We start from the raw sequence: 21694 nt of genomic DNA, 5'->3' as shown, positions 1-21694 counted from the left end.
TCGCTACTCCGTCGAGATGAAGACGTTCTTGGTCTCGGTGAACGCGGCCAGCGCGTCCGGCCCCAGTTCGCGGCCGAGCCCGGACTCCTTGAACCCGCCGAACGGGGTCCAGTAGCGGACCGAGGCGTTGGAGTTCACCGAGAGCGCGCCGGACTCGACCGCGCGGGCCACCCGCAGCGCCCGGCCGACGTCGCGGGTCCAGATGGAGCCGGACAGGCCGTAGCGGGTGTCGTTGGCGATGCGGACCGCGTCGGCCTCCCCGGCGAACGGCACCACGGAGACCACCGGGCCGAAGATCTCCTCGGTGAACGCCCGGTCGGTGACGTGCGGGGTCAGCACCGTCGGCGGGAACCAGAAGCCGGGCCCGCGCGGGCACGAGCCTTGCAGGTAGGGGTCGGCGACGAAGCCGCGGACCCGGTCCCGGTGCTCGGCGCTGATCAGCGGGCCCATCTCGGTGGCGGGGTCGAGCGGGTCGCCGACGCGCAGCCCGCGCACCGCCTCCGACAGCCGCTCCAGGAACTCGTCGTACACGCTCTCCTGCACCAGCACGCGCGAGCGGGCGCAGCAGTCCTGACCGCTGTTGTCGAAGACGGCGTACGGCGCGGCGGCGGCGGCCTTGGCGACGTCGGCGTCGGCGAAGACGATGCTGGCCGACTTGCCGCCGAGCTCCAGCGTGAGCCGTTTGACGTGCGCGGCGGCCTTGGCCGCGATCTCCTTGCCGACCTCGGTCGAGCCGGTGAACACGATCTTGGCGACGCCGGGGTGCTCGACCAGGCGGGCGCCCGCGACCTCCCCGGCCCCGGGCAGGACCTGGAGCACCCCCTCGGGCAGGCCCGCAGCGAGGGCCAGCTCGGCCAGCCGGAGCGCGGTCAGCGGGGTCTGCTCTGCGGGTTTGACGATGACCGTGTTGCCCGCCGCCAGCGCCGGGGCGACGCCCCACGACATGATCAGCATCGGGAAGTTCCACGGCACGATGACGCCCGCCACGCCCAGCGGCTCCTGGAAGGTCACGTCGACGCCGCCGGGCACCGGGATCTGCCTGCCGTGGTTGCGCTCGGGCGCGCCCGCGTAGAAGTGGAGCACGTCGCGGACGGTGGCGGCCTCCCAGCGGGCGTTGCCGATCGGGTGGCCGGCGTTGGCGACCTCCAGCGCGGCCAGCTCCTCGGCGTGCGCGCCGACCAGGTCGGCGAAGGCCCGCAGCAGCCGCGCCCGGTCGCCGGGCGACACCTCGCGCCACTCCCGGTACGCCCGTGTGGCCCGGGCCACGGCCTCGTCGGCCTCGGCGACCCCGGCGGGCTCGACCTCGGCGATGACCCGCTCGGTGGCCGGGTTGACGATCTTCATGGTCACAGCCGCTCGAACCCCCGAATGAGCTCCCAGTCGGTCACCGCCGCGTCGAAGGCCGCCAGCTCGACCCGGGCGTTGTTGGCGTAGTGGGCGACCACGTCCTCGCCGAACGCCTCGCAGGCCAGCTTGGAGTCCTCGAACAGGGCCAGCGCGTCGCGGAGCGTGCGCGGCACGGTCTCGGCGCCGGAGGCGTAGGCGTTGCCCTCGAACGGCTCCTCCAGCTCCAGCTCCTCCTCGATGCCGTGCAGCCCGGCCGCGACCAGCGCGGCCACCGCGAGGTACGGGTTGACGTCGCCGCCCGGAACCCGGTTCTCCACCCGCAGCGCGGGGCCGTGGCCGACCAGGCGCAGCGCGCAGGTCCGGTTGTCGACGCCCCACTTGACCGCCGTGGGCGCGAAACTGCCGGGCACGAACCGCTTGTAGGAGTTGACGTTGGGCGCGTACAGGAGGGTGAGCTCGCGCAGGCAGGCGAGCTGACCGGCGATGAACGCGCGGCCGAGCGGAGAGAGGCCGTGCGGGCCGTCGCCCGCCATCATCAGCTCGCCGCCGGCGCCGCGCAGCGAGATGTGGATGTGGCAGGAGTTGCCCTCGCGGGAGTTCGGCTTGGCCATGAAGGTGATCGACCGGCCCTCCTGGGCGGCGATCTCCTTGGCGCCGTTCTTGTAGACGGCGTGGTTGTCGCAGGTGACGAGCGCCTCGGCGTAGCGGAAGGTGATCTCGTGCTGGCCCAGGTTGCACTCGCCCTTGGCGGACTCCACGTACAGGCCCGCGCCCTCCATGCCGCGGCGGATGCGGCGCAGCAGCGGCTCGACGCGGGCGGTGCCGAGCAGCGAGTAGTCGACGTTGTAGAGGTTGGCGGGAGTCAGGCCGCGGTAGGCGCGTTTCCAGGCCTCCTCGTAGGAGTCCTCGTAGACGACGAACTCCAGCTCGGTGCCGGCGTAGGCGCGCAGGCCGCGCTCGGCGAGGCGGGCGAGCTGGCGGCGCAGGATCTGGCGCGGCGAGGCGGCGACCTCGGCGCCGTCCGGCCAGGCGAGGTCGGCCAGCAGCAGGGCGGTGCCCTCCTGCCAGGGCACCCGCCGGAGCGTCGACAGGTCGGGCCGCATCACGAAGTCCCCGTACCCGCGATCCCAGGACGACATCGCGTACCCGCCGACCGTGTTCATGTCGACGTCGACGGCGAGCAGGTAGTTGCACCCCTCCGAGCCGTGGTGGAGCACCTCGTCGAGGAAGTGGCGGGCCGACAGCCGCTTGCCCTGGAGGCGGCCCTGCATGTCGGCGACGGCCAGCAGCACGGTGTCGATCAGGCCCGCCGCGACCTCCTGCCGCAGCTCGTCGACGGTGAGGAAGCCGGTGGATCGCTCGCTCACGTGGCTGGCTCCGATCTGGCAGGAGTCCTTCTGATTGGGCTAGTCTCAGACCATTGATGTGTACGGCGGGATCGGTTGTCAAGGCCTGAGGACACGTTGGACGATTCGTCGCGTTTGACGACGGTGCTGCGGCCGGTAAAGGCCGGGAACGCCTTCGAGGAGACCGTCGAGCGGCTGCTGCAGGCGATCAAACTGGGCGTGGTGGCCCACGGCGACAAGCTCCCGCCCGAGCGCGAGCTGGCCGTCCGGCTCGGCATCAGCAGGGTGACGCTGCGCGAGGCCATCCGCGCCCTCCAGGACGCGGGCTACCTCGACGTGCGGCGGGGCCGTTACGGCGGCGCGTTCGTCACCTACGTGCCGCCCCCGCCCGGCTCGGCCGACCTGCGCCGGGCGGTGGCCCGGATGGGCACCGACGACCTCGCCGACGCGCTCACCTTCCGGATGGCCGTCGAGTGCGGCGCCGCCCGCGTCCTGGCCGGGATGGAGCTGACCGGCGGGCAGCGCGACACGCTCCGGCGCAGGCTGGCCGACCTGGACGCCGCCCCGCTGGAGGACTACCGCCGCCTCGACACCGCCTTCCACCTGTCGATCGCCGAGCTGACCGGCTCCGCGCTGCTCGCCGCCGCCTGCGCCGACGCCCGCCTGCGGGTCGGCGACCTGCTGAACGCGATCCCCATGCTCCAGGCCAACCTGGACCACGCGGCGGCGCAGCACCGGGCGATCGTGGCCGCCATCCTGGACGGCGACCCCGAGGCGGCGGCCCGCGCGATGGCCGAGCACCTGGAGGGCACGGCCGCCCTGCTGCGCGGCTTCCTCTCCTGACCGCAGCACCCCTCAGGGGCTCATAGAGTCGTTGGCACGGTGTTGGAGAAGTGGTTTCATCAGAGCATCATCGCGACGGGACGGCTTCCGCTGTTCTGTTTCTTCGTCGCGCTCATCGTGGCCTTCATCGCCACCCGCATCAACGTCCGCCTGATCAGGGCCAAGATCGGCTGGTTCCGTGACGTCAACGTGGGGGAGATGCACATCCACCACGTGGTGTTCGGCGTCGTGCTCATGCTGGGCGGCGGGGTGGCCGGGCTGATCCTGTCGGGCGGCTCGCAGACGGCGTACGCGGTCGCGGCGTCGGTGTTCGGGGTCGGGGCGGCCCTGGTGCTCGACGAGTTCGCGCTCATCCTCCACCTGCACGACGTCTACTGGGAGGAGGAGGGCCGCACCTCGGTGGACGCGGTGTTCATCGCGGTGGCGGTCACCGGGCTGCTGCTCATCGGGCTGCGGCCGCTCACCTGGGACTTCGGCGTTCCATTGGTCAGCCCGGCGGTGCTGATCGTGGCCAACCTCTGCCTGGCCGTGATCACCCTGCTCAAGGGGAAGATCTGGACCGGGATGGCGGGGCTGTTCCTGCCTGTCCTGCTGGTGGTGGGCGCGATCCGGCTGGCGCGGCCGGGGTCGCCGTGGGCCCACTGGTTCTTCGTGGAGCGCTCCCCGCGCAAGATGGCCAGGGCCATCCACCGGGAGGAACGCTGGCGGCGGCCGGTCATCCGGGCCAAGATCGCCTTCCAGGAGTTCCTGTCGGGCCGCCACGACCTGCCTTCCAGCCGCCGTTTCCAGCGCCATACTTGACTTGTGACGCATAGCCCCCGGGGCATCGCCGCGTGACCCCGTTCCAGGAGCGGGTGCTCGCCGCCGTGCTGCCCGTCTGCGAGCGGTACGGGGCGGCGCTGGCGGGCCGGGCGGCCCTGCGCGCGCACGAGGTCGCGGTGGCCCCGGGCGACGGGCTGGAGTTCGCCGGCGGGCCGCCCGAGGTCGTCGACGAGATGGCGCTGGCCCTGTGGGAGGCCGGGCTGGAGGTCACCATCGAGGGCGGCCGGCTGGTCGCCGTCGATCCCGTCGCGGGCTCGCGCTGCCCGGTCGAGGCCGGCGACGGGGTCGTGCTCGGCGAGCCCGTCCTGCGCGCCGGGCTCCGGGTGGTGAGCCTGGATGACGCCGTGGGGCTGCGGGTGCGTGACCTGCACGAGCGCGGGCTGGCCGAGGACGTCGCCGACCTGGCCGCGCTGGCGGGCCTCTACTCCTTCCGGGATCTCGAACGGCTCGGCAGGCGCCACCTGCCCGGGTTCTCGCTGCCGGAGCTGGGCATGCGGCTGGGGTTCATGTGCGGCCCGGGGCGCGAGGACGGGCAGGCGCGCAGGTTCGCCGCCGCCTGGCTGGAGGACCTGGCGCTGCGGCGGGCCGAGGACGGCGACGCCGACTACGACCACCCCGACCTGCCCGCCGTCGACTAGGGCAGCGGGAGTTGCCCGTTGGCCAGGTAGGTGTTCTTGGCCACCGGCATGAGCAGCGCGTCCAGCGCGGCGTAGACGCCGTCCCGCGCCCGCGGCCGTCTCCTGCCCGGGGACGGCGCGTGACCGGCGGGGCCGCCCCTGAACGTGTCCCGGCCGGTCTCGGACAGGTTTCCCGCGTACAGCAGGTCGAAGGGTCTGCCGCCGCCCCGGAGGGCGCGGCGGGTGGATGACGTCCTCATCCTTGAGAAGGAGCCGTCAACTAAAGTTGACATACTTAAGGAGTCAATTTAGGTTGACGGGTGCGGATCGCGCGCGCCCGTTCGTTGTCTGGAATCGGATGGCTCCTGGAAGGAGATTCGGTGATCAAGGACTTAATCGCCTACCTGCGCCCGCACCGGTGGATCCTGGTGGTGGGCGGAGTGCTGGGCCTGATCGGCTCGGCCGCGGGCCTCGCGATGCCGCTGCTCGCCAAGTACGTGGTCGACGCGTTCGGCGACGACCGGTCGATGACCGGGCCGCTGGTCGGCCTCACCGTCGCGGTCGTGGTCGGAGCCGTGGTGTCGGCCGCGGGCTCCTACCTGATGGAACGCACCGGGGAGAGCGTCGTGCTGGGCGCGCGCCGCCGCCTGGTCGACCGCATCCTGCGGCTGCGGGTGGCCGACGTCGACCGGCTCAAGCCCGGCGACCTGCTCTCCCGCGTCACCGGCGACACCACGCTGCTCCGCGCGGTGCTCACCAACGGCGTCGTCGACTCCGTCGGCGCCGTGTTCATGCTGGTCGGCGCCGTCGTCCTGATGGCCGCGATGGACGGCACGCTGCTGCTGGTCACGCTGCTGGTGGTGGCCGTGATCGGCGGGATGACCGGCCTGGTGATGCCGCGCATCATGCGGGCGCAGAAGGACGCCCAGGAGGCCGTGGGTGAGATGGGCGCGGTGCTCGACCGGGCGCTGCAGGCCTACCGCACGGTCAAGGCCAGCGGCGCCGAGGAGCGCGAGATCGCCGTCGTGACCGGAGCTGCCGAGCAGGCACGCGCCCGCGGTCTCCAGGTCGCCGGGTGGACCTCGCTGGCGGGGGTGTCGACGTGGATGGCCGTGCAGATCGCCTTCCTCGCCGTGCTCGCCGTCGGCGGCGCCCGGGTCGCCTCCGGCGCGCTGGAGATCTCCGCGCTGATCGCCTTCCTGCTCTACCTGTTCTACCTGGTGGCGCCGATCGGGCAGCTCGTCGAGGGCGCGGTCCAGCTCCAGCAGGGCCTGGCCGCGATGAAGCGCATCAAGGAGGTCGAGGACCTGCCCGGCGAGCCGGTCGCCGAACCGGCCGACACCGGCGGACGCCCGCTCGGCGTGCGGTTCGACGGCGTGGTCTTCCGGTACGGGGACGACCGGCCGATCGTGCACGACGGGGTCGGCTTCGAGGTGCCGCCCGGCGGGCTCACCGCGCTCGTCGGCCCGTCGGGGGCGGGCAAGTCCACCGTGTTCGCGCTGCTCGAACGCTTCTACGACCACCAGGGCGGGGTCATCTCGCTGGACGGCAGGGACATCCGCGACTGGCCGCTCGGGGAGCTGCGCGCCGCCCTCGGCTACGTCGAGCAGGACGCGCCCGTGCTGGCCGGCACGCTGCGGGAGAACCTGCTGTTCGCCGCCCCCGACGCGACCGAGGACGAGCTGCGCCGGGCGATCGCCCGTACCCGCCTGGACGATCTGGTGGCCAGACTGCCCGACGGGCTCGACACGCTCGTCGGCCACCGGGGCGTGCTGCTGTCGGGCGGCGAGCGGCAGCGCGTCGCCATCGCCCGCGCGCTGCTGCGCAAGCCCCGGCTGCTCCTGCTGGACGAGGCCACCTCCCAGCTCGACGCGGTCAACGAGCTGCGGCTGCGCGAGGTCATCGCCGAGGTCGCCGCCGAGACGACCGTGCTGGTCATCGCCCACCGGCTGTCCACGGTGACCAACGCCGACCGGATCGTGGTCATGGAGGGCGGGGTCGTGCGGGCCGTCGGCACCCACGACGAGCTGGTGGGCACGGACGAGCTTTATCGCGAGCTCGCCGCCACCCAGTTCCTGGTGGGCTAGCGCGACGTATCTCGCCGCCGCCCGGGTTGCGGTGGGCCGGCGCGTTGTACTCTTCGGGTGACGTTGATGAATACGTTCATTCAGGAGGTTCGCATGAGCCGCACCGTCCGGGCCCCGCGCGGCACCACGCTCACCGCCAAGGGGTGGCCGCAGGAGGCCGCGCTCCGCATGCTCCAGAACAATCTGGACCCGGAGGTGGCCGAGCACCCCGAGCAGCTCGTCGTCTACGGCGGCTCGGGCCGGGCGGCCCGCGACTGGGCCTCCTACGACGCGCTCGTCAGGACGCTCACCACGCTGGAGGGCGACGAGACGATGCTGGTGCAGTCGGGGCGGCCCGTCGGGGTGTTCCGCACCCACGAGTGGGCGCCCCGGGTGCTGATCGCCAACTCCAACCTGGTGCCCGACTGGGCGTCCTGGGAGGAGTTCCGGCGGCTGGAGGCCGCCGGGCTCACCATGTACGGGCAGATGACGGCGGGCTCCTGGATCTACATCGGCACCCAGGGCATCCTCCAGGGCACGTACGAGACGTTCGCGGCGGTGGCGGCCAAGCGGTTCGGCGGCACGCTGGCCGGCACGATCACCCTCACCGCCGGGCTCGGCGGCATGGGCGGCGCGCAGCCGCTCGCCGTCACCATGAACGGCGGCGTGGTCATCTGTATCGACTGCGACCCCCGCTCCGTCGCCCGCCGCATCGAGCACCGCTACCTCGACGTCCAGGCGCCGGATTTGGACGAGGCGCTGCGGCTGGCCTACGAGGCGCGCGACGCGCGACGGCCGCTGTCGATCGGCGTGGTGGCCAACGCCGCCGAGGCCGTGCCCGCGCTGCTGGCCCGCGGCGCCGAGATCGACGTCGTGACCGACCAGACCTCCGCCCACGACCCGCTCATGTACCTGCCGCTCGGCGTCGCCTTCGACGACATGGCCGCCGAGCGCGACAAGGACCCGGCGGGCTTCACCGAGCGGGCCCGCCAGTCGATGGCCGCGCACGTCGAGGCGATGGTCGGCTTCCAGGACGCCGGGGCCGAGGTGTTCGACTACGGCAACTCCATCAGGGGCGAGGCGAAGCTGGCCGGATACGCGCGGGCCTTCGACTTCCCCGGGTTCGTGCCCGCGTACATCAGGCCGCTGTTCTGCGAGGGGAAGGGACCGTTCCGGTGGGCGGCGCTCAGCGGCGACCCCGCCGACATCGCCGCCACCGACCGGGCGATCCTGGAGCTGTTCCCCGAGAACGAGCCGCTGGCCCGCTGGATCCGGCAGGCCGGGGAGAAGGTCCACTTCCAGGGGCTGCCCGCGCGGATCTGCTGGCTGGGCTACGGCGAGCGCGACCGGGCGGGGGAGCGGTTCAACGACATGGTCGCCTCCGGCGAGCTGCGGGCGCCCGTCGTGATCGGCCGCGACCACCTCGACAGCGGCTCCGTCGCGTCCCCGTACCGCGAGACCGAGGCGATGGCCGACGGCTCCGACGCGATCGCCGACTGGCCGCTGCTCAACGCCATGCTCAACACCGCCTCCGGGGCCGCCTGGGTCTCCATCCACCACGGCGGCGGCGTCGGCATCGGCCGCTCCATCCACGCGGGCCAGGTCACGGTCGCCGACGGCACGCCCCTGGCAGGGGAGAAGCTCAACCGGGTGCTCACCAACGACCCGGGCACCGGCGTCATGCGCCACGTCGACGCGGGCTACGAGGAGGCGGCCGCGGTGGCGGCCGAACGCGGGGTCCGCGTCCCGATGCGCGAGTCCTGAGCGACTTGTGATGCCGGTGAGGGATGAGAACGGCGCGCTGCCGATGTTGGAGAAGGCGTGACGGGCGCATATCACAGCTGGCTGGACAGGTTGCTCGACGGCCGCAGGCTCTCACCTGTGCAGCGGCGGATCGCGCACTACCTGTCGGAACATCTGGAGGAGGCCATCTTCCTGTCCAGCGTGGAGCTGGCCGAGCGGGCGGGAGTGAGCCAGCCGTCCGTGACCAGGTTCGCGACGGTGCTGGGCTTCGCCGGATATCCGGAGCTGCGCCAGGCGCTCCGCCCGCTGGTGCTGGGCGGGGCGCCGCAGGGCGAGCAGGAGAGCGTGATCAAAGGGGCCATCGACCGGGAGATCAGGAACCTGACCGCGGTCCGCGACCGGCTGCCGTCCCTGCCGCTGAAGGAGCTGGGGGAGTGCCTGGCCGCCGCAGAGCCGCTGCCCGTGCTGGGCCTGCGGGTGTCGGCCGGGCTCGCCACCACGTTCGCGTACTACACCCGCCGCATCCACCCCGACGTGCGGCTGCTCACGCACGGCGGATCGGAGCTGGTCGACGGGCTGCACGCGGCCCGCCGCGCCGGGGCGGAGTGGCTGGTGGCCGTGGTGCTGCCGCGCTACCCGGTCGAGGTGATGAACGCGCTGGAGTACGCGGAGAAGCTGGGCTACCGGGTGGCCGTGATCTGCGACCGGCCCGGCTTCCCCGCCGAGGTGGTGCTGGACGCGCCGGTGGGCGACCGGCTGGTGTTCGACTCGCACGTGGCGCCGCTCGCCCTGGCGATGGCCCTGGTGGAGGCCATCGCCGACGCGGCGCCGCTGCGCACCCGCGCGCGGCTGGAGGAGTACGAGCGGATGACGGACGAGACCGGCACCTTCCTAACCGGTGATCTTCCGGAGTGACCGCACCGACCAGGTCACGGTCAGCGCCGCCAGGCCCAGCATGATGGCGAAGGCGAGCGGGATCGACGGGTCGGTCAGGTCGCCGGCGAACAGCGCCCGCCCGGCCTCGACCGGGTGGTAGAAGGGCGTGAACCAGGCGACCCGCTCCAGCCAGCCGGGCCCGAGCGCCATCGGCAGCAGCGCCCCCGACAGCAGCATCAGCGGCAGCGCGAAGAACTGCATGAGCTGCCCCATCGCGTTCTCGTCGCCGAGGCTGAGCGCCAGGCCGTAGGCGACGCCGGACGCGAACAGCCCGGTGACGGCCAGCAGGAGCAGCGTGAGCACCAGCCCGGCCGGGCCGATCCGCATGCCCATGAGCAGGGCGATGAGGATGACCATGAGCGACTGCACCACCAGCACGGCCACGTCCCGCAGCATCCGGCCGAGCACGATCGAGGGCCGCCAGGCCGGGGTGACCGCGATCCGCTCCAGCACGCCGCTGCGCATCTCGTAGATCGTCCCGTACGCGACGCCCATCGTGCCGAACAGGGCCGTGATGACGAGCATGCCGGGCGCGAACATGACCAGCGCCTCGCCGAGGTCGCCCCCGTACGCCATGCCGGCGAAGAGCGGCGCGAACAGCAGCAGGTACATGACCGGCTGGATGATGCCGAACAGCGGCCAGACCGGGTTGCGGAAGGTGTTGCGCAGCTCGTGGCCGAGGAAGAGGCGGGTGTCCCTGATCATGCTTCGGCTCCCGTGTCGCGCAGAGATCGGCCGGTCTTGGCCAGGAAGACGTCGTCGAGCGTCGCCCTGTCGAGCGAGATGGACGTGAGGGCGAGCCGCTGCTCCTGCAGCTCGCTCAGCAGCTTGGGCAGTGTGTGCTCGCCGTCGTCGACGTAGACGCGCAGCACCCCCTCGTCCAGCCGGGTCTCCCGGGCGAGCGGGGCCAGCGTGGCGGCGGCCCGTTCGGGCTCGTCGAGGCGGAGCGTCACCACGTCGCCGGAGACCTCGCGCTTGAGCTCGGCGGGCGTGCCCTCGGCGACGACCACGCCGTGGTCGACGATCGCCAGCCGGTCGCAGAGCGCGTCGGCCTCCTCCAGGTAGTGGGTGCTGAGCAGGACGCTGGTGCCCTGCTCGCGCAGCTCCCGGATGCGGCCCCACAGGTTGGCCCGGTTCTGCGGGTCGAGGCCGGTGGTGGGCTCGTCGAGGAAGAGCAGCGGGGGCGCGTGGACCAGCCCGAGCGCGATGGCCACCCGGCGCTTCTGCCCGCCGGACAGGGTGCGGCCCGGCCGGTCGGCGAGGTCGGCCAGGTCGAACCTCTTCAGGATCCGCTCGGCCGCCGCCGCGGCGTCCGCGACCCCGTACAGCTTCGCCGCGAACGTGACCTGGGCGCGCGGCGAGTTCTGCTCCTCGACCCCGCCGGCCTGGCTGACGTAGCCGAGGGCGCGGCGGATCGCGGCGGGCTCCTTCAGCAGGTCGTGGCCGGCGATCCGGGCCGTGCCCGCGTCGGGCCTGATGAGCGTGGCGAGCATCCGGATCGTGGTCGTCTTGCCCGCGCCGTTGGGGCCGAGCACGCCGTAGATCTGGCCGGATCTCACCTCCAGGTCGACGCCGCGTACCGCCTCGACCGTCTGGACGCCTTTGCGGCTGCGCGAGGTGAAGGTCTTCTTCAGCCCCTTCGCGTTGATGATCATGCTTCTCCTAGGGAAGCTCGTCGCTCTCGACCTTGGCCAGCGCCTGCCGGCACCAGTCGAGCTGGGCCTGCAGCATGGCCGTGTTGAGCCTGAGCGACTCGTCGATGTGGCGGGGGGCGCCGAAGCGCTGCTTGGTGCCGTACGCCCGTTCGGCGCCGGCGATCGAGAGCTCCAGGAGCGCGCTCCGGCTCCGCAGAGCCTCCACCAGGGTCTCCTTGTCCAGGCGGTCCATGAATGTGAGCGCCACCTGGAACGGGTCCACGATCGGCATCAGCTCGTGCCAGACCGTCAGGAGCAGGCGGTGGAACTCCATCCGGCCGTCGTCGGTGATGGCGTAGACCGTCGAGCCGCCTTTGCCCGACTCGACCACCTCCAGCAGCCCTTCGTCGGCCATCTTGCCGAGCCCGTGGTAGATCGAGCCGAACTTCACGCTGGCCCAGCTGTCCGCACCCCACGTCTCCAGGTGGCGACGGACCTGGTAGCCGTTGCGGGGGCCGTCGAGGAGGGTGCCGAGGATCAGGATGCGGGTCGTGGACATGGCTCAAGTTTGTACTCAAATTTGAGTGTCCGTCAATCGTGAAAGGCTGCCGTTCATGAGTGAACGACCCACGGCCCTGGTTACGGGGGCCTCACGAGGGGTGGGCGCGGCCGTCGCGCGGGCTCTCGCCCCGACCCACGACGTGCTGCTCGGCGGGCGTGACCGGAAGGCGCTGGACGAGGTCGCGGCCGGGCTGCCCGGCGCGCGGACCTGGCCGGTGGAGCTGACCGAGGTCACCGAGGCGGACGTGGCCGGCGTCGACCGGCTCGACGTGCTCGTCCACAGCGCCGGCGTGACCAAGCTGGGCCGGATCGGCGAACTGCCCGTCTCCGTCTGGCGCGACACGATGGAGCTCAACCTGTTCGCGGTGGCCGAGCTGACCCGGCTGCTGCTGCCCGCGCTGCGGCGGGCGGGCGGCCACGTCGTCTGTGTGAACTCGGGGGCCGGTCAGCGGGCCAACCCCGGCTGGGGGGCGTACGCGGCCAGCAAGTTCGCGCTGCGGGCCTTCGCCGACGCGCTCCGGCAGGAGGAGCCGGAGCTGCGGGTGACCACGATCTACCCGGGCCGGATCGACACCCCCATGCAGCGGAGCGTCCGCGAGCAGGAAGGCGGCGAGTACCAGCCCGAGCGCTACCTCACCGCCGACTCCGTGGCCCGCGCGGTGCTGGCCGCGGTCACCGCGGGGCCGGACGCGCACCTGACCGAGCTGACCATCCGGCCGAGCGCGGGGCCTGTCTCCTGAATAGATCCATTCACTAGAGTGGGCGCATGCTCGACGCACTCGCCCACGTGGGGCGCGACCCCGCCACCGGCGGCTACAACCGGGACGCCTGGTCCGACGCCGACCTCGAACTGCGCGACTGGTTCGCGGGCGAGGCCGCGCGCCGGGGCCTCGACCTGACCGAAGACCGCAACGGCAACCTCTGGGCCTGGTGGGGCGACCCCGCCCGAGAGCCGGGCGTGGTCACCGGCAGCCATCTCGACTCCGTCCGCCAGGGCGGGGCCTACGACGGGCCGCTCGGCGTGGTGTCCGCCTTCGCCGCCCTCGACCTGCTTCGGGAGCGGGGGTTCCGGCCGTCCAGACCGGTCGGGGTCGTCTGTTTCACCGACGAGGAGGGCGCCCGGTTCGGCGTGCCCTGTGTGGGGTCGCGGCTGCTCACCGGGGTGCTGACTCCGGAACGGGCGCTCGGGCTGACCGACGACCGCGGCGACACCCTGGCCGACGTCCTCACCCGGGCGGGCCGCGACCCGCGCGCCCTCGGGCCCGACCCGGAAACCCTCGCCACCGTGGGCGCGTTCGTGGAACTCCACGTCGAGCAGGGCAAGGCGCTGGTCACGCTGGACCGGCCGGTCGGGGTGGCGCGGTCGATCTGGCCGCACGGGCGGTGGCGGTTCGACCTGCGGGGGCGCGCCGACCACGCCGGCACCACCCGGCTGGAGGACCGCGACGACCCGATGCTGCTGCTGGCCCGCCTGGTGCTGGCCGCCCGCGACTCCGCCGCCCGCCGCGACGTGCTCGCCACCGTCGGCAAGGTCCTCGTCACTCCGAACAACGCCAACGCCGTCCCCGGCCACGTCGCCGCCTGGCTCGACGCCCGCGGCCCGGCCGAGGAAAGCGTGCGCGCCCTCGTACGAGAACTTCAGGAACACCTCACCGGCGGCGCTCCCGGAGAGAGCGGGGGCCACGACCGAGATCACGGGGTCCGAGGCCCGGGTCCTGGCGGGAGTCCTGAGCGAGGTCCCGGGCCTGTCGTGGAGGTACGGGAGGAGTCGTGGACGCCGCTGGTGGAGTTCGACGCGGGGTTGCGGGAGCGGGTGGCGCGGGCGGCGGGGGAGGTGCCGGTGCTGCCGACCGGGGCAGGACATGACGCGGGGATCCTCGCCGCCGCGGGGGTGCCCGCCGCGATGTTGTTCGTACGGAACCCGACCGGTGTGTCCCATTCACCGGAGGAGCACGCCGAGGAGGCCGACTGCCGGGCGGGCGTGGTGGCGCTGGCCGACGTGCTGGAGGAGCTGTGTCGCTGACGTACTGGTGTGAGCGGGCGTGGCTGCCCGAGGGCGTGGCCGACGGCGTGCTGGTGGAGATCGACGGGGCCAGGATCGCGAACGTGACCAGGGGTGAGCCCGGCTCGGCGCGGCGGCTGCCGGGGCTGACCATTCCGGGGCTGGCCAACGCGCATTCCCACGCGTTCCACCGCGCGCTGCGCGCCGCCACGCAGACGGGCAAGGGCGACTTCTGGACCTGGCGCGACCGCATGTACGAGGTCGCCGGCCGGCTCGACCCCGGCTCCTACCTGAGGCTGGCGCGGGCGGTCTACGCCGAGATGGCGCTGGCCGGGGTCACCTGCGTGGGCGAGTTCCACTACCTGCACCACGCCCCCGGCGGGATCCCGTACGGCGACCGCAACGAGATGGGCCACGCGCTGATCACGGCCGCGCGCGAGGCGGGGCTGCGGATCGCGCTGATCGACGCCTGCTACCTGTCGGGAGGGCCGGGCGCCGGGCTGGTGGGCACGCAGCTGCGGTTCGGGGACGGCGACGCCGACGGGTGGGCGGCGCGGGCGGAGGAGCTGGCCGCCGCGTACGAGGGGCAGCCGGACGTGGAGATCGGCGCGGCCATCCACTCGGTGCGGGCCGTGCCGCCGGAGCAGATGCCGGTGGTGGCGGAGTTCTCCCACCGGCACGCCGCGCCGCTGCACGCGCACGTCTCCGAGCAGCGGGCCGAGAACGCGGCCTGTAGGGAGGCGTACGGGGCCTCGCCTGCCCAGGTGCTGCAAGATCGCGGGGTGCTGGGGCCGCGGACGACGGCCGTGCACGCCACGCACCTGTCGGAGACCGACATGGGGCTGCTCGGCGACTCGGGCACTTACCTGTGCATGTGCCCGACCACCGAGCGGGAGCTGGCCGACGGGATCGGGCCGGCGCGGGAGGTGTTCGACCGGGGGTCGCCGCTGACGCTCGGGTCCGACAGTCATGCGGTGATCGACCTGTTCGAGGAGGCGCGGGCCGTCGAGCTGAACGCGCGGCTGGCCACCGAGCGGCGCGGCCACTGGACCGCCGCCGAGCTGCTCGCCGCCGCCACCGCGGCGGGGCACGCCTCGCTCGGGTTCCCGGACGCGGGGCTGCTGGTGCCGGGCGCGTGGGCCGACCTGGTGACGGTACGGACGGACACGGTACGGACGGCGGGCGCGTCCGGGCTGGAGGCGGTGGTGTACGCGGCGACGGCGGCCGATGTGCGCACGGTGATCTCGGGCGGCCGTCTGATCGTGGACGAGGGCGAGCACGTGCTCGGCGACGTGGGAGCACTGCTGACCGAGGCGATGGAGGGGTTGCGGTGACGGATGCCGGCCGACGGGAGGGGACCGCGGTGACGACGCTGGTCGAGGGGATCGGGCTGCTCTATACGGGGGATCCGGAGCGGGAGGAGATCGAGGGCGCCGCTCTCGTGATGGAGGGCGAGAAGGTCGTCTGGGCTGGGGAGGCAGGGCGGGCGCCCGCTGCCGATCGGCGGGTGGACGCCGGGGGCAGGTGTGTCATCCCGGGGTTCGTGGACAGTCATGCGCATCTGGTCTTCGGCGGGGACCGGACGGCGGAGTTCGAGGCCCGCATGTCCGGCGAGCCGTACACCGGAGGCGGCATCCGCACCACCGTCGCCGCCACCCGGGCCGCGAGCGACGCCGAGCTGGCCGCCCGGGCCGCCGCGCTGGTGGCCGAGATGTACAGGCAGGGCACCACCACCGTGGAGATCAAGAGCGGCTACGGGCTGACCGTCGAGGACGAGCGCCGCTCGCTGGAGATCGCCGCCACGCTGACCGAGGAGACCACGTTCCTCGGCGCGCACGTGGTGCCCGCCGGCGCCGACCCCGACGCGTACGTCAGCCTGGTCGCCGGCGAGATGCTGCGGGCCTGCGCCCCGCACGCCCGCTGGGTGGACGTGTTCTGCGAGCGCGGCGCGTTCGACGGCGACCAGACCCGGGAGATCCTGACCGCCGGGATGAAGGCGGGCCTGCGCCCCCGGGTGCACGCCAACCAGCTCGGCGAGGGCCCCGGCGTGCGGATCGCCTGCGAGCTGGGCGCCGCGTCGGCCGACCACTGCACCCATCTGACCGACGCCGACGTGGACGCGCTCGCCTCCTCGGGCACTGTTGCGACGCTGCTGCCCGGGGCCGAGTTCTCCACCCGCTCGCCGTACCCGGACGCGAGGCGGCTGATCGACGCCGGGGTGACGGTCGCGCTGGCCACCGACTGCAACCCGGGCTCCTCGTACACCTCCTCGATGCCGTTCTGCGTCGCGCTGGCGGTGCGGGAGATGGGGATGACGCCGCTGGAGGCGATCCGGGCGGCGACCCGGGGCGGGGCGCGCGCTCTTGAGCGGACGGACGTAGGCTGGGTGGGTTCCGGAAGCCGCGCCGACCTCGTATTCCTCGACGCTCCTTCGTACGTTCACCTGGCCTATCGGCCCGGCGTTCCCCTCGTCCACCAGGTGTTCCGCGGCGGTCTCCTCCTTGAGTAGGAGGCCCAGAACCCTCCTGTGGTCGTAGTTCTTTGGGGAATCTTTGCCTGCGGCCGGACGTTGGCGGGTTAAGAACGCAGCTGCGGAACGAGGTGCCTGGGGATGGCAAGGCCAACGGGGAGTCGAGGGCAGGAGCAGCACGTCGCGGATCGAGATCTGCTGGGGACCTACCTGGCCGAGATCGGTAGGGTACCGCTGCTCACGGCGGAGGAGGAGGTCGAGCTGGCGAAGCGGATCGAGGCGGGTCTCTTCGCCGAGCAGCTTCTCGACAGCGGGAAGGCGGAGCCGCGGATCGGGGACGCGGCCGACGAGGAGCTGGAACGCCTGGCGATCTCAGGCCAGCGGGCCAAGGACGAGTTCATCCAGGCCAACCTGCGCCTGGTGGTGGCGGTCGCCCGTAAGTACTCGGGGCGCGGGATGCCCCTGATCGACCTGGTCCAGGAGGGCAACCTCGGGCTGGTGCGGGCGGTCGAGAAGTTCGACTACAAGCGGGGTTACAAGTTCTCCACCTACGCCACGTGGTGGATCAGGCAGTCGGTGGGGCGGGCCATCCACGAGCAGGCCAGGCCCGTGCGGCTGCCCACGCACGCCGGGGAGCAGATGACCCGGCTGATGCGGGTGCGCCGCGACATGCTGGCGGAGTTCGACACGGAGCCGACCGACGAGGACCTCGCGTCGGTGCTGGAGCTGCCCATCGAGCGGGTGCGCGAGCTGCGCCGCTGGGCCTCCGACCCGGTCTCGCTCCAGCTGGGCGTGGGCGACGAGGACGAGACCGAGCTGGGCGACATGATCGCCGACGACACCTGGGGGGACCCGGAGCAGCAGGCGATCGACGTGCTGGAGCGCGAGCGGCTCGACGAGTGGCTGACCGGGCTGGAGGGCGACACGCGCGACATGTTGCGCTGGCGTTACGGAATGGTCGACGGGCGCGAGCACACGCTCACCGAGGTGGGCGAGCGTTACGGCATCGGGCGCGACCGCGCCCGGCGGATCGAGCGCGACGCGCTGGCGCGGCTGCGCCGCATGGCCGACACCGCCGCCTGATCTTCCTACGGAGCTCTTCCCGAGGCCGGTCCCCGCAGAGGGGGCCGGCCTCGCCGCTTTCCGGGCCCCTGGTACGACCGAAAACCGCCGGAATCTGGGCGGTGAGACAACCGAAACTCTCCCGAAACACCGGCGCGGCGAGATTCACGAACGTGAAACACACCAGGTCGAACCCCGAAACCGGGGCCGAACACGCTGGGGCGATCACGTCACCGTTAAGGAGGGTCGCGCCGTGCAGATCGATACCGGCACCACGGCCTGGATGCTCACCGCCACCGCGCTGGTGCTGTTGATGACTCCCGGGCTCTCGCTGTTCTACGGCGGGATGACCAGGGCCAAGAGCGTCCTGAACATGATGATGATGTCGTTCTCCGCGATCATCGTCGTCACCGTACTCTGGCTGTTCTTCGGGCACTCTCTGGCATTCACGGAGAACCCCGTGTCGGCCGTCAACAGCTTCGTCGGCGGGTTCGACGCGCTGGGGCTGCAGAGCCTCGTCGACACGGCCACCGCCGACGACGGCACGGGCATGCCCAGCCTCGTCTTCTCGGCCTTCCAGCTGACGTTCGCCATCATCACGGTCGCCCTGATCAGCGGCGCGATCGCGGACCGCGCGAAGTTCGGGGCCTGGGTCCTGTTCGCGGCCGTCTGGGCGACGATCGTCTACTTCCCGGTGGCCCACTGGGTGTGGGGCGGCGGCTGGCTCAACTCGATGGGGATCGAGGACTTCGCCGGCGGCACCGTCGTGCACATCAACGCCGGGGCCGCGGCGCTCGCGCTGGCGCTGGTCATCGGCAAGCGGCAGGGCTGGCGCAAGGAGCCGATGCGGCCGCACAACCTGACGCTGGTGCTGCTCGGCGCGGCCCTGCTCTGGTTCGGCTGGTTCGGCTTCAACGCCGGCTCCGAGCTCGTCGTCGACAGCATCGCCGGGCTGGCCTTCATGAACACCCAGCTCGCCACCGCCATCGCGGCCGGCGCCTGGATCGTGGTGGAGAAGCTCCGCGACGGCCACGCCACCAGCCTCGGCGTCGCCTCCGGCGCGGTCAGCGGCCTGGTCGCCATCACCCCCGCCTGCGGTTTCGTCGACCCCTGGGCGGCCGCGCTGATCGGCCTGATCGCGGGCGCCGTCTGCGCCTTCGCGGTCGGCCTGAAGTACCGGCTCGACTACGACGACTCGCTCGACGTGGTCGGCGTCCACCTCGTCGGCGGCGTCATCGGCGCGGTCGCGCTGGGCTTCGTGGCCGCCTACCCGGCGACCGACGACCAGAGCACGGGCCTGTTCTACGGCGGCGGCTTCGGCCAGCTCGGCCTCCAGGTGCTCGGCCCGGTCGCGGTCGGCCTCTACTCGTTCGTGGTCACCTGGGTCATCGGCAAGGTCATCGACAGGACGATGGGCTTCCGGATCCCGGCCGAGGACGAGGTGACCGGCGTCGACGTCACCACCCACGCCGAGACCGGCTACGACCTCGGCACCGTCCACGCCTCGGGGATGAGCTCCCCCAACGGCCCCGTCACCCCGGCTCCCAAGAAGGTGGAAGCATGAGGCTCATCACAGCCGTCATCAAGCCGTTCAAGCTCGATGACGTGAAGGCCGCCCTGGAGCAGTTCGGCATCAAGGGCATGACCGTCAGCGAGGCGAGCGGCTACGGCCGGCAGCGCGGTCACACCGAGGTCTACCGCGGCGCCGAGTACCAGGTGGACCTGGTGCCCAAGGTCCGCGTGGAGGTCCTGGCCGAGGAGGACGACGCCGAGGACGTCATCGACGTCATCGTCAAGGCGGCGCAGACCGGCAAGATCGGCGACGGCAAGGTCTGGTCCGTCCCGGTCGACACCGTGGTCCGGGTGCGGACGGGGGAGCGCGGGCCGGAGGCTCTGTAGAGGCGGATCGGGGGAACGGTGAGGGACGAGGCGCGCTCGTACGCGGCGGCCCGCAAGGAGCGGACCGCGGACATCGACCGCTGGCTGCGGGACCTCTTCCGCACGGCCGGCGACGGAGAGCACGTCTCCCTGGTCGCCGTCGGCAGCCTGGGGCGGGGCGAGCTCGCCCCGGGCAGCGACCTCGACCTCGTCCTGCTCCACACCGGCCGGCCCGACGTCGGCCGGATCGCCGACCGCATCTGGTACCCCGTCTGGGACTCCGCCATCGGCCTCGACCACTCCGTCCGTACGGTCGAGGAAGCGGTGGCGGTGGCCCGCGACGATCTGAAGGCCGTGCTGGGCCTGATCCAGGCCCGGCACGTGGCCGGTGACCGGGAGCTGACCAGGAGGGCCAGGGAGGCGGTGCTCGCCGAATGGCGGGCCGACTCCCGGCGCAGGCTCGGCGAGCTGCGCGACCAGGCCGAGCAGCGCGCCCAGGCCAGCGGAGAGCTGGCCTTCCTCCTCGAACCCGACCTCAAGGACGGCCGCGGCGGGCTCCGCGACGTCCAGGCGATGCAGGCCGTCGCGGCGGCCTGGGTGGCCTCCGCGCCCGGCCCCCGGGTGCGCGAGGCCCACGAGTTCATCCTCGACGTGCGGCACGCCCTGCACGTCGTCACCGCCCGCGCCACCGACCGGCTCGTGCTGCAGGAGCAGGACGCGGTGGCCGGGCTGCTCGGCCTGCTCGACGCCGAGGCGGTGATGCGCAGGCTCGCCGAGGCGGGCCGGACCGTCTCCCACGCCTTCGACTCGACCTGGCGGACGGTTGACAAACTCCTGTCAGGGCCAGCGCCGCGCGGCCGCCGCCCGCTCGCCGACGGGGTGGTCGAGCACGGCGGCGAGGTGGTGCTCGCCCGGGGCGCCTCGCCCCGTAAGGACCCGGTGCTGGCGCTGCGCGCCGCCGCCGCGGCGGCCGAGTCCGGGCTGCCGCTGGCCCCCGCGACCGTGTCGGTTCTCGCAGCGCAGTCGGCCCCCATGCCGGTGCCGTGGCCGGAGACGGCGCGCGACGCGCTGGTGTCCATCCTCGGCGCCGGGCGCGCGGCCGTCCCCGTGTGGGAGGAGCTGGACCAGGCGGGGATCATTGTCAGACTCCTTCCTGACTGGGAGCGGGTGCGGCACCGCCCGCAGCGCCACCCGATCCACCGGTTCACCGTCGACCGCCACCTGATCGAGACGGCCGCGAACGCCGCCGGGCACACCCGCGAGGTCTCCCGCCCCGACCTGCTGCTGATCTCGGCGCTCCTGCACGACATCGGCAAGGGCTGGCCCGGCGACCACTCCTCGACGGGCGAGGTCGTGGTCCGCGACATCGGCGCCCGCATCGGGCTGCCGCCGCGCGACATCGACGTCCTGGCCACGGTCGTCCGCCACCACCTGCTGCTTCCCGAGACCGCCACCCGGCGCGACCTGTCCGACCCGGTCACCATCGAGAAGGTCGCCGCGACCGTGGGCTCGCGCGAGGTGCTGGAGCTGCTGGCGGCGCTGGCGGTCGCGGACGGCACCGCCACCGGCCCCGCCGCCTGGAACGCCTGGAAGGCCGGGCTGGTCGCCGACCTGGTGCGCCGGGTGCGCTCGGCGCTGTCCGGCTCGCCGCCGCCCGCCGCGCCCACGCTCTCGCCGGAGCAGGCGGCGCTGGCCCGGCACGGCGGCGGCGCGGTGCGGGTGCAGGGCGGCGCGGTGACCGTGGTCGCGCCGGACCGGGCCGGTCTGCTGTGGAGCGCCGCCGGCGTGCTGGCCGCGCACCGGCTCGTGGTGCGCTCCGCCTCGGCGGCATCGGCCGGCGCCACGGCCGTGATCGAGTTCTCCGTCGTCCCCGAGTACGGCGCGCCCCCGGATCCCGCGACCCTGGAGGCCGATCTCCGGCTGGTCCTCGCCGGCCGTCTCGACATCGAGCAGCGGCTCGCCCGGCGGGCCCGATCCATGCGTCCGGCCCGGGTTCCGGTCGCTCCGCCCAAGGTCACACTGGTCGACGACGCCTCCGCGACCGCCACCGTGGTCGAGGTCAGGGCCCATGACCGGCCAGGATTGCTCTGGCGGATCGGGCGCGCGTTCGGTGATTGCGGTCTTGACGTGAGGGCCGCTCACGTGGAGACTCTCGGCGCGGAGGCGGTGGACGTGTTCTACGTGGTCGACCGTGCCGGACGCCCCCTCAGCGACAACATTCAGCGCATCCAGGTCCGCGACGCCGTCCTTGCCGCACTGCGATAACCAACAGCACACGACGTACGGTCACCTTTGTAACGATTGTGTCCGGTTTGTTCGGTGCATTAGATGCTGCGGATACCTTGTGGACGACCTGAAGACCGGTGC

General features: G+C 72.7%; 20 protein-coding genes. 14 read left to right on the top strand and 6 right to left on the bottom strand.

The window, feature by feature from the left end; translation table 11 throughout:
• Positions 1 to 3: 3 nt before the first annotated feature.
• Entirely contained in the window at positions 4 to 1344 is a 1341-nt protein-coding gene (locus AB0J42_RS15085) for an aldehyde dehydrogenase family protein (protein WP_364294069.1), read from the bottom strand.
• A gap of 2 nt (positions 1345 to 1346) precedes the next feature.
• Positions 1347 to 2714, bottom strand: a complete 1368-nt coding sequence (locus AB0J42_RS15080) for a glutamine synthetase family protein (protein WP_364293757.1) — start codon at positions 2712 to 2714, stop codon at positions 1347 to 1349.
• 123 nt (positions 2715 to 2837) lie between these two features.
• Between AB0J42_RS15080 and AB0J42_RS15075 the strand changes: the two genes are divergently transcribed.
• The 3 genes from AB0J42_RS15075 to AB0J42_RS15065 are packed head-to-tail and all read left to right on the top strand — an operon-like array spanning position 2838 to position 4996.
• The gene (locus AB0J42_RS15075) at positions 2838 to 3536 is read left to right on the top strand and encodes an FCD domain-containing protein (RefSeq protein WP_364293754.1); all 699 of its coding nucleotides are present in this window, start codon (positions 2838 to 2840) and stop codon (positions 3534 to 3536) included.
• Between the two features lie 39 nt (positions 3537 to 3575).
• Positions 3576 to 4337, top strand: coding sequence for a hypothetical protein (locus AB0J42_RS15070; protein WP_364293751.1), 762 nt, complete (start codon positions 3576 to 3578; stop codon positions 4335 to 4337).
• A 32-nt stretch (positions 4338 to 4369) separates the two neighbouring features.
• Positions 4370 to 4996 (top strand): hypothetical protein, encoded by a 627-nt coding sequence (locus AB0J42_RS15065; protein WP_364293748.1) that lies wholly within the window; start codon positions 4370 to 4372, stop codon positions 4994 to 4996.
• Here the strand turns inward: AB0J42_RS15065 and AB0J42_RS15060 are convergent.
• On the bottom strand, positions 4993 to 5235 hold the full coding sequence (locus AB0J42_RS15060; protein WP_364293745.1) for a hypothetical protein: 243 nt from the start codon (positions 5233 to 5235) through the stop codon (positions 4993 to 4995). The genes AB0J42_RS15065 and AB0J42_RS15060 overlap by 4 nt on opposite strands.
• A 120-nt stretch (positions 5236 to 5355) precedes the next feature.
• On the opposite strand from AB0J42_RS15060, the gene AB0J42_RS15055 reads away from it, so the two are divergent.
• The 3 genes from AB0J42_RS15055 (at position 5356) to AB0J42_RS15045 (ending at position 9699) form a co-directional block, all read left to right on the top strand.
• Positions 5356 to 7062, top strand: coding sequence for an ABC transporter ATP-binding protein (locus AB0J42_RS15055; protein WP_364293742.1), 1707 nt, complete (start codon positions 5356 to 5358; stop codon positions 7060 to 7062).
• Between the two features lie 93 nt (positions 7063 to 7155).
• Positions 7156 to 8805 (top strand): urocanate hydratase, encoded by a 1650-nt coding sequence (gene hutU, locus AB0J42_RS15050; protein ID WP_364293739.1) that lies wholly within the window; start codon positions 7156 to 7158, stop codon positions 8803 to 8805.
• A gap of 57 nt (positions 8806 to 8862) precedes the next feature.
• The gene (locus AB0J42_RS15045; protein ID WP_364293736.1) at positions 8863 to 9699 is read left to right on the top strand and encodes a MurR/RpiR family transcriptional regulator; all 837 of its coding nucleotides are present in this window, start codon (positions 8863 to 8865) and stop codon (positions 9697 to 9699) included.
• Here AB0J42_RS15045 and AB0J42_RS15040 read toward each other — a convergent pair.
• Genes AB0J42_RS15040 through AB0J42_RS15030 form a run of 3 tightly spaced genes read right to left on the bottom strand, consistent with a single transcriptional unit; the run spans position 9676 to position 11913 of the window.
• Positions 9676 to 10425, bottom strand: a complete 750-nt coding sequence (locus AB0J42_RS15040; RefSeq protein ID WP_364293733.1) for an ABC transporter permease — start codon at positions 10423 to 10425, stop codon at positions 9676 to 9678. The two genes, AB0J42_RS15045 and AB0J42_RS15040, sit on opposite strands and share 24 nt — an antisense overlap.
• Complete coding sequence (locus AB0J42_RS15035) at positions 10422 to 11375, bottom strand: ATP-binding cassette domain-containing protein (protein WP_364293730.1); 954 nt, start codon at positions 11373 to 11375, stop codon at positions 10422 to 10424. Before AB0J42_RS15035 ends, AB0J42_RS15040 begins: the two co-directional genes overlap by 4 nt.
• 7 nt (positions 11376 to 11382) lie before the next feature.
• Positions 11383 to 11913: a PadR family transcriptional regulator gene (locus AB0J42_RS15030; RefSeq protein WP_364293727.1), complete on the bottom strand. Its 531-nt coding sequence runs from the start codon at positions 11911 to 11913 to the stop codon at positions 11383 to 11385.
• A gap of 55 nt (positions 11914 to 11968) precedes the next feature.
• Here AB0J42_RS15030 and AB0J42_RS15025 point away from each other — a divergent pair, with 55 nt between their 5' ends.
• The 8 genes from AB0J42_RS15025 (at position 11969) to AB0J42_RS14990 (ending at position 21592) form a co-directional block, all read left to right on the top strand.
• Positions 11969 to 12655: an SDR family oxidoreductase gene (locus tag AB0J42_RS15025; protein ID WP_364293725.1), complete on the top strand. Its 687-nt coding sequence runs from the start codon at positions 11969 to 11971 to the stop codon at positions 12653 to 12655.
• Between the two features lie 26 nt (positions 12656 to 12681).
• Complete coding sequence (locus tag AB0J42_RS15020) at positions 12682 to 13938, top strand: allantoate amidohydrolase (protein WP_364293722.1); 1257 nt, start codon at positions 12682 to 12684, stop codon at positions 13936 to 13938.
• Positions 13929 to 15251 carry a formimidoylglutamate deiminase gene (locus AB0J42_RS15015; RefSeq protein WP_364293719.1) on the top strand — a complete coding sequence of 441 codons (1323 nt, stop codon included), beginning with the start codon at positions 13929 to 13931 and terminating at the stop codon, positions 15249 to 15251. Before AB0J42_RS15020 ends, AB0J42_RS15015 begins: the two co-directional genes overlap by 10 nt.
• Positions 15252 to 15280: 29 nt before the next feature.
• A complete protein-coding gene (gene hutI, locus AB0J42_RS15010) occupies positions 15281 to 16426 on the top strand; it encodes an imidazolonepropionase (RefSeq protein ID WP_364293716.1) in 1146 nt (381 codons plus the stop codon).
• A gap of 102 nt (positions 16427 to 16528) precedes the next feature.
• Positions 16529 to 17470, top strand: a complete 942-nt coding sequence (locus AB0J42_RS15005) for a sigma-70 family RNA polymerase sigma factor (protein WP_364293713.1) — start codon at positions 16529 to 16531, stop codon at positions 17468 to 17470.
• Between the two features lie 232 nt (positions 17471 to 17702).
• Positions 17703 to 19013, top strand: coding sequence for an ammonium transporter (locus tag AB0J42_RS15000; protein WP_364293710.1), 1311 nt, complete (start codon positions 17703 to 17705; stop codon positions 19011 to 19013).
• A complete protein-coding gene (locus AB0J42_RS14995; protein WP_358515589.1) occupies positions 19010 to 19348 on the top strand; it encodes a P-II family nitrogen regulator in 339 nt (112 codons plus the stop codon). Before AB0J42_RS15000 ends, AB0J42_RS14995 begins: the two co-directional genes overlap by 4 nt.
• Positions 19349 to 19366: 18 nt before the next feature.
• Positions 19367 to 21592: a [protein-PII] uridylyltransferase gene (locus tag AB0J42_RS14990; RefSeq protein WP_364293708.1), complete on the top strand. Its 2226-nt coding sequence runs from the start codon at positions 19367 to 19369 to the stop codon at positions 21590 to 21592.
• Positions 21593 to 21694 lie beyond the last annotated feature (102 nt).

The organism is Nonomuraea sp. NPDC049649, assembly GCF_040675175.1.
Lineage (GTDB): Bacteria > Actinomycetota > Actinomycetes > Streptosporangiales > Streptosporangiaceae > Nonomuraea.
Note: the sequence above shows the minus strand (reverse complement) of the source record. Positions and strands in the feature narration are given on the sequence as shown.

Excerpts from the sequence above, each read along its gene's own strand:
- hutU (WP_364293739.1), top strand. The coding sequence starts at position 7,156 with ATGAGCCGCACCGTCCGGGCCCCGCGCGGCACCACGCTCACCGCCAAG.
- AB0J42_RS15085 (WP_364294069.1), bottom strand. The coding sequence starts at position 1,344 with ATGAAGATCGTCAACCCGGCCACCGAGCGGGTCATCGCCGAGGTCGAG.
- AB0J42_RS15040 (WP_364293733.1), bottom strand. The coding sequence starts at position 10,425 with ATGATCAGGGACACCCGCCTCTTCCTCGGCCACGAGCTGCGCAACACC.
- AB0J42_RS15060 (WP_364293745.1), bottom strand. The coding sequence starts at position 5,235 with ATGAGGACGTCATCCACCCGCCGCGCCCTCCGGGGCGGCGGCAGACCC.
- AB0J42_RS15035 (WP_364293730.1), bottom strand. The coding sequence starts at position 11,375 with ATGATCATCAACGCGAAGGGGCTGAAGAAGACCTTCACCTCGCGCAGC.
- AB0J42_RS15030 (WP_364293727.1), bottom strand. The coding sequence starts at position 11,913 with ATGTCCACGACCCGCATCCTGATCCTCGGCACCCTCCTCGACGGCCCC.
- AB0J42_RS15020 (WP_364293722.1), top strand. The coding sequence starts at position 12,682 with ATGCTCGACGCACTCGCCCACGTGGGGCGCGACCCCGCCACCGGCGGC.
- AB0J42_RS15005 (WP_364293713.1), top strand. The coding sequence starts at position 16,529 with ATGGCAAGGCCAACGGGGAGTCGAGGGCAGGAGCAGCACGTCGCGGAT.
- AB0J42_RS14995 (WP_358515589.1), top strand. The coding sequence starts at position 19,010 with ATGAGGCTCATCACAGCCGTCATCAAGCCGTTCAAGCTCGATGACGTG.
- AB0J42_RS15025 (WP_364293725.1), top strand. The coding sequence starts at position 11,969 with ATGAGTGAACGACCCACGGCCCTGGTTACGGGGGCCTCACGAGGGGTG.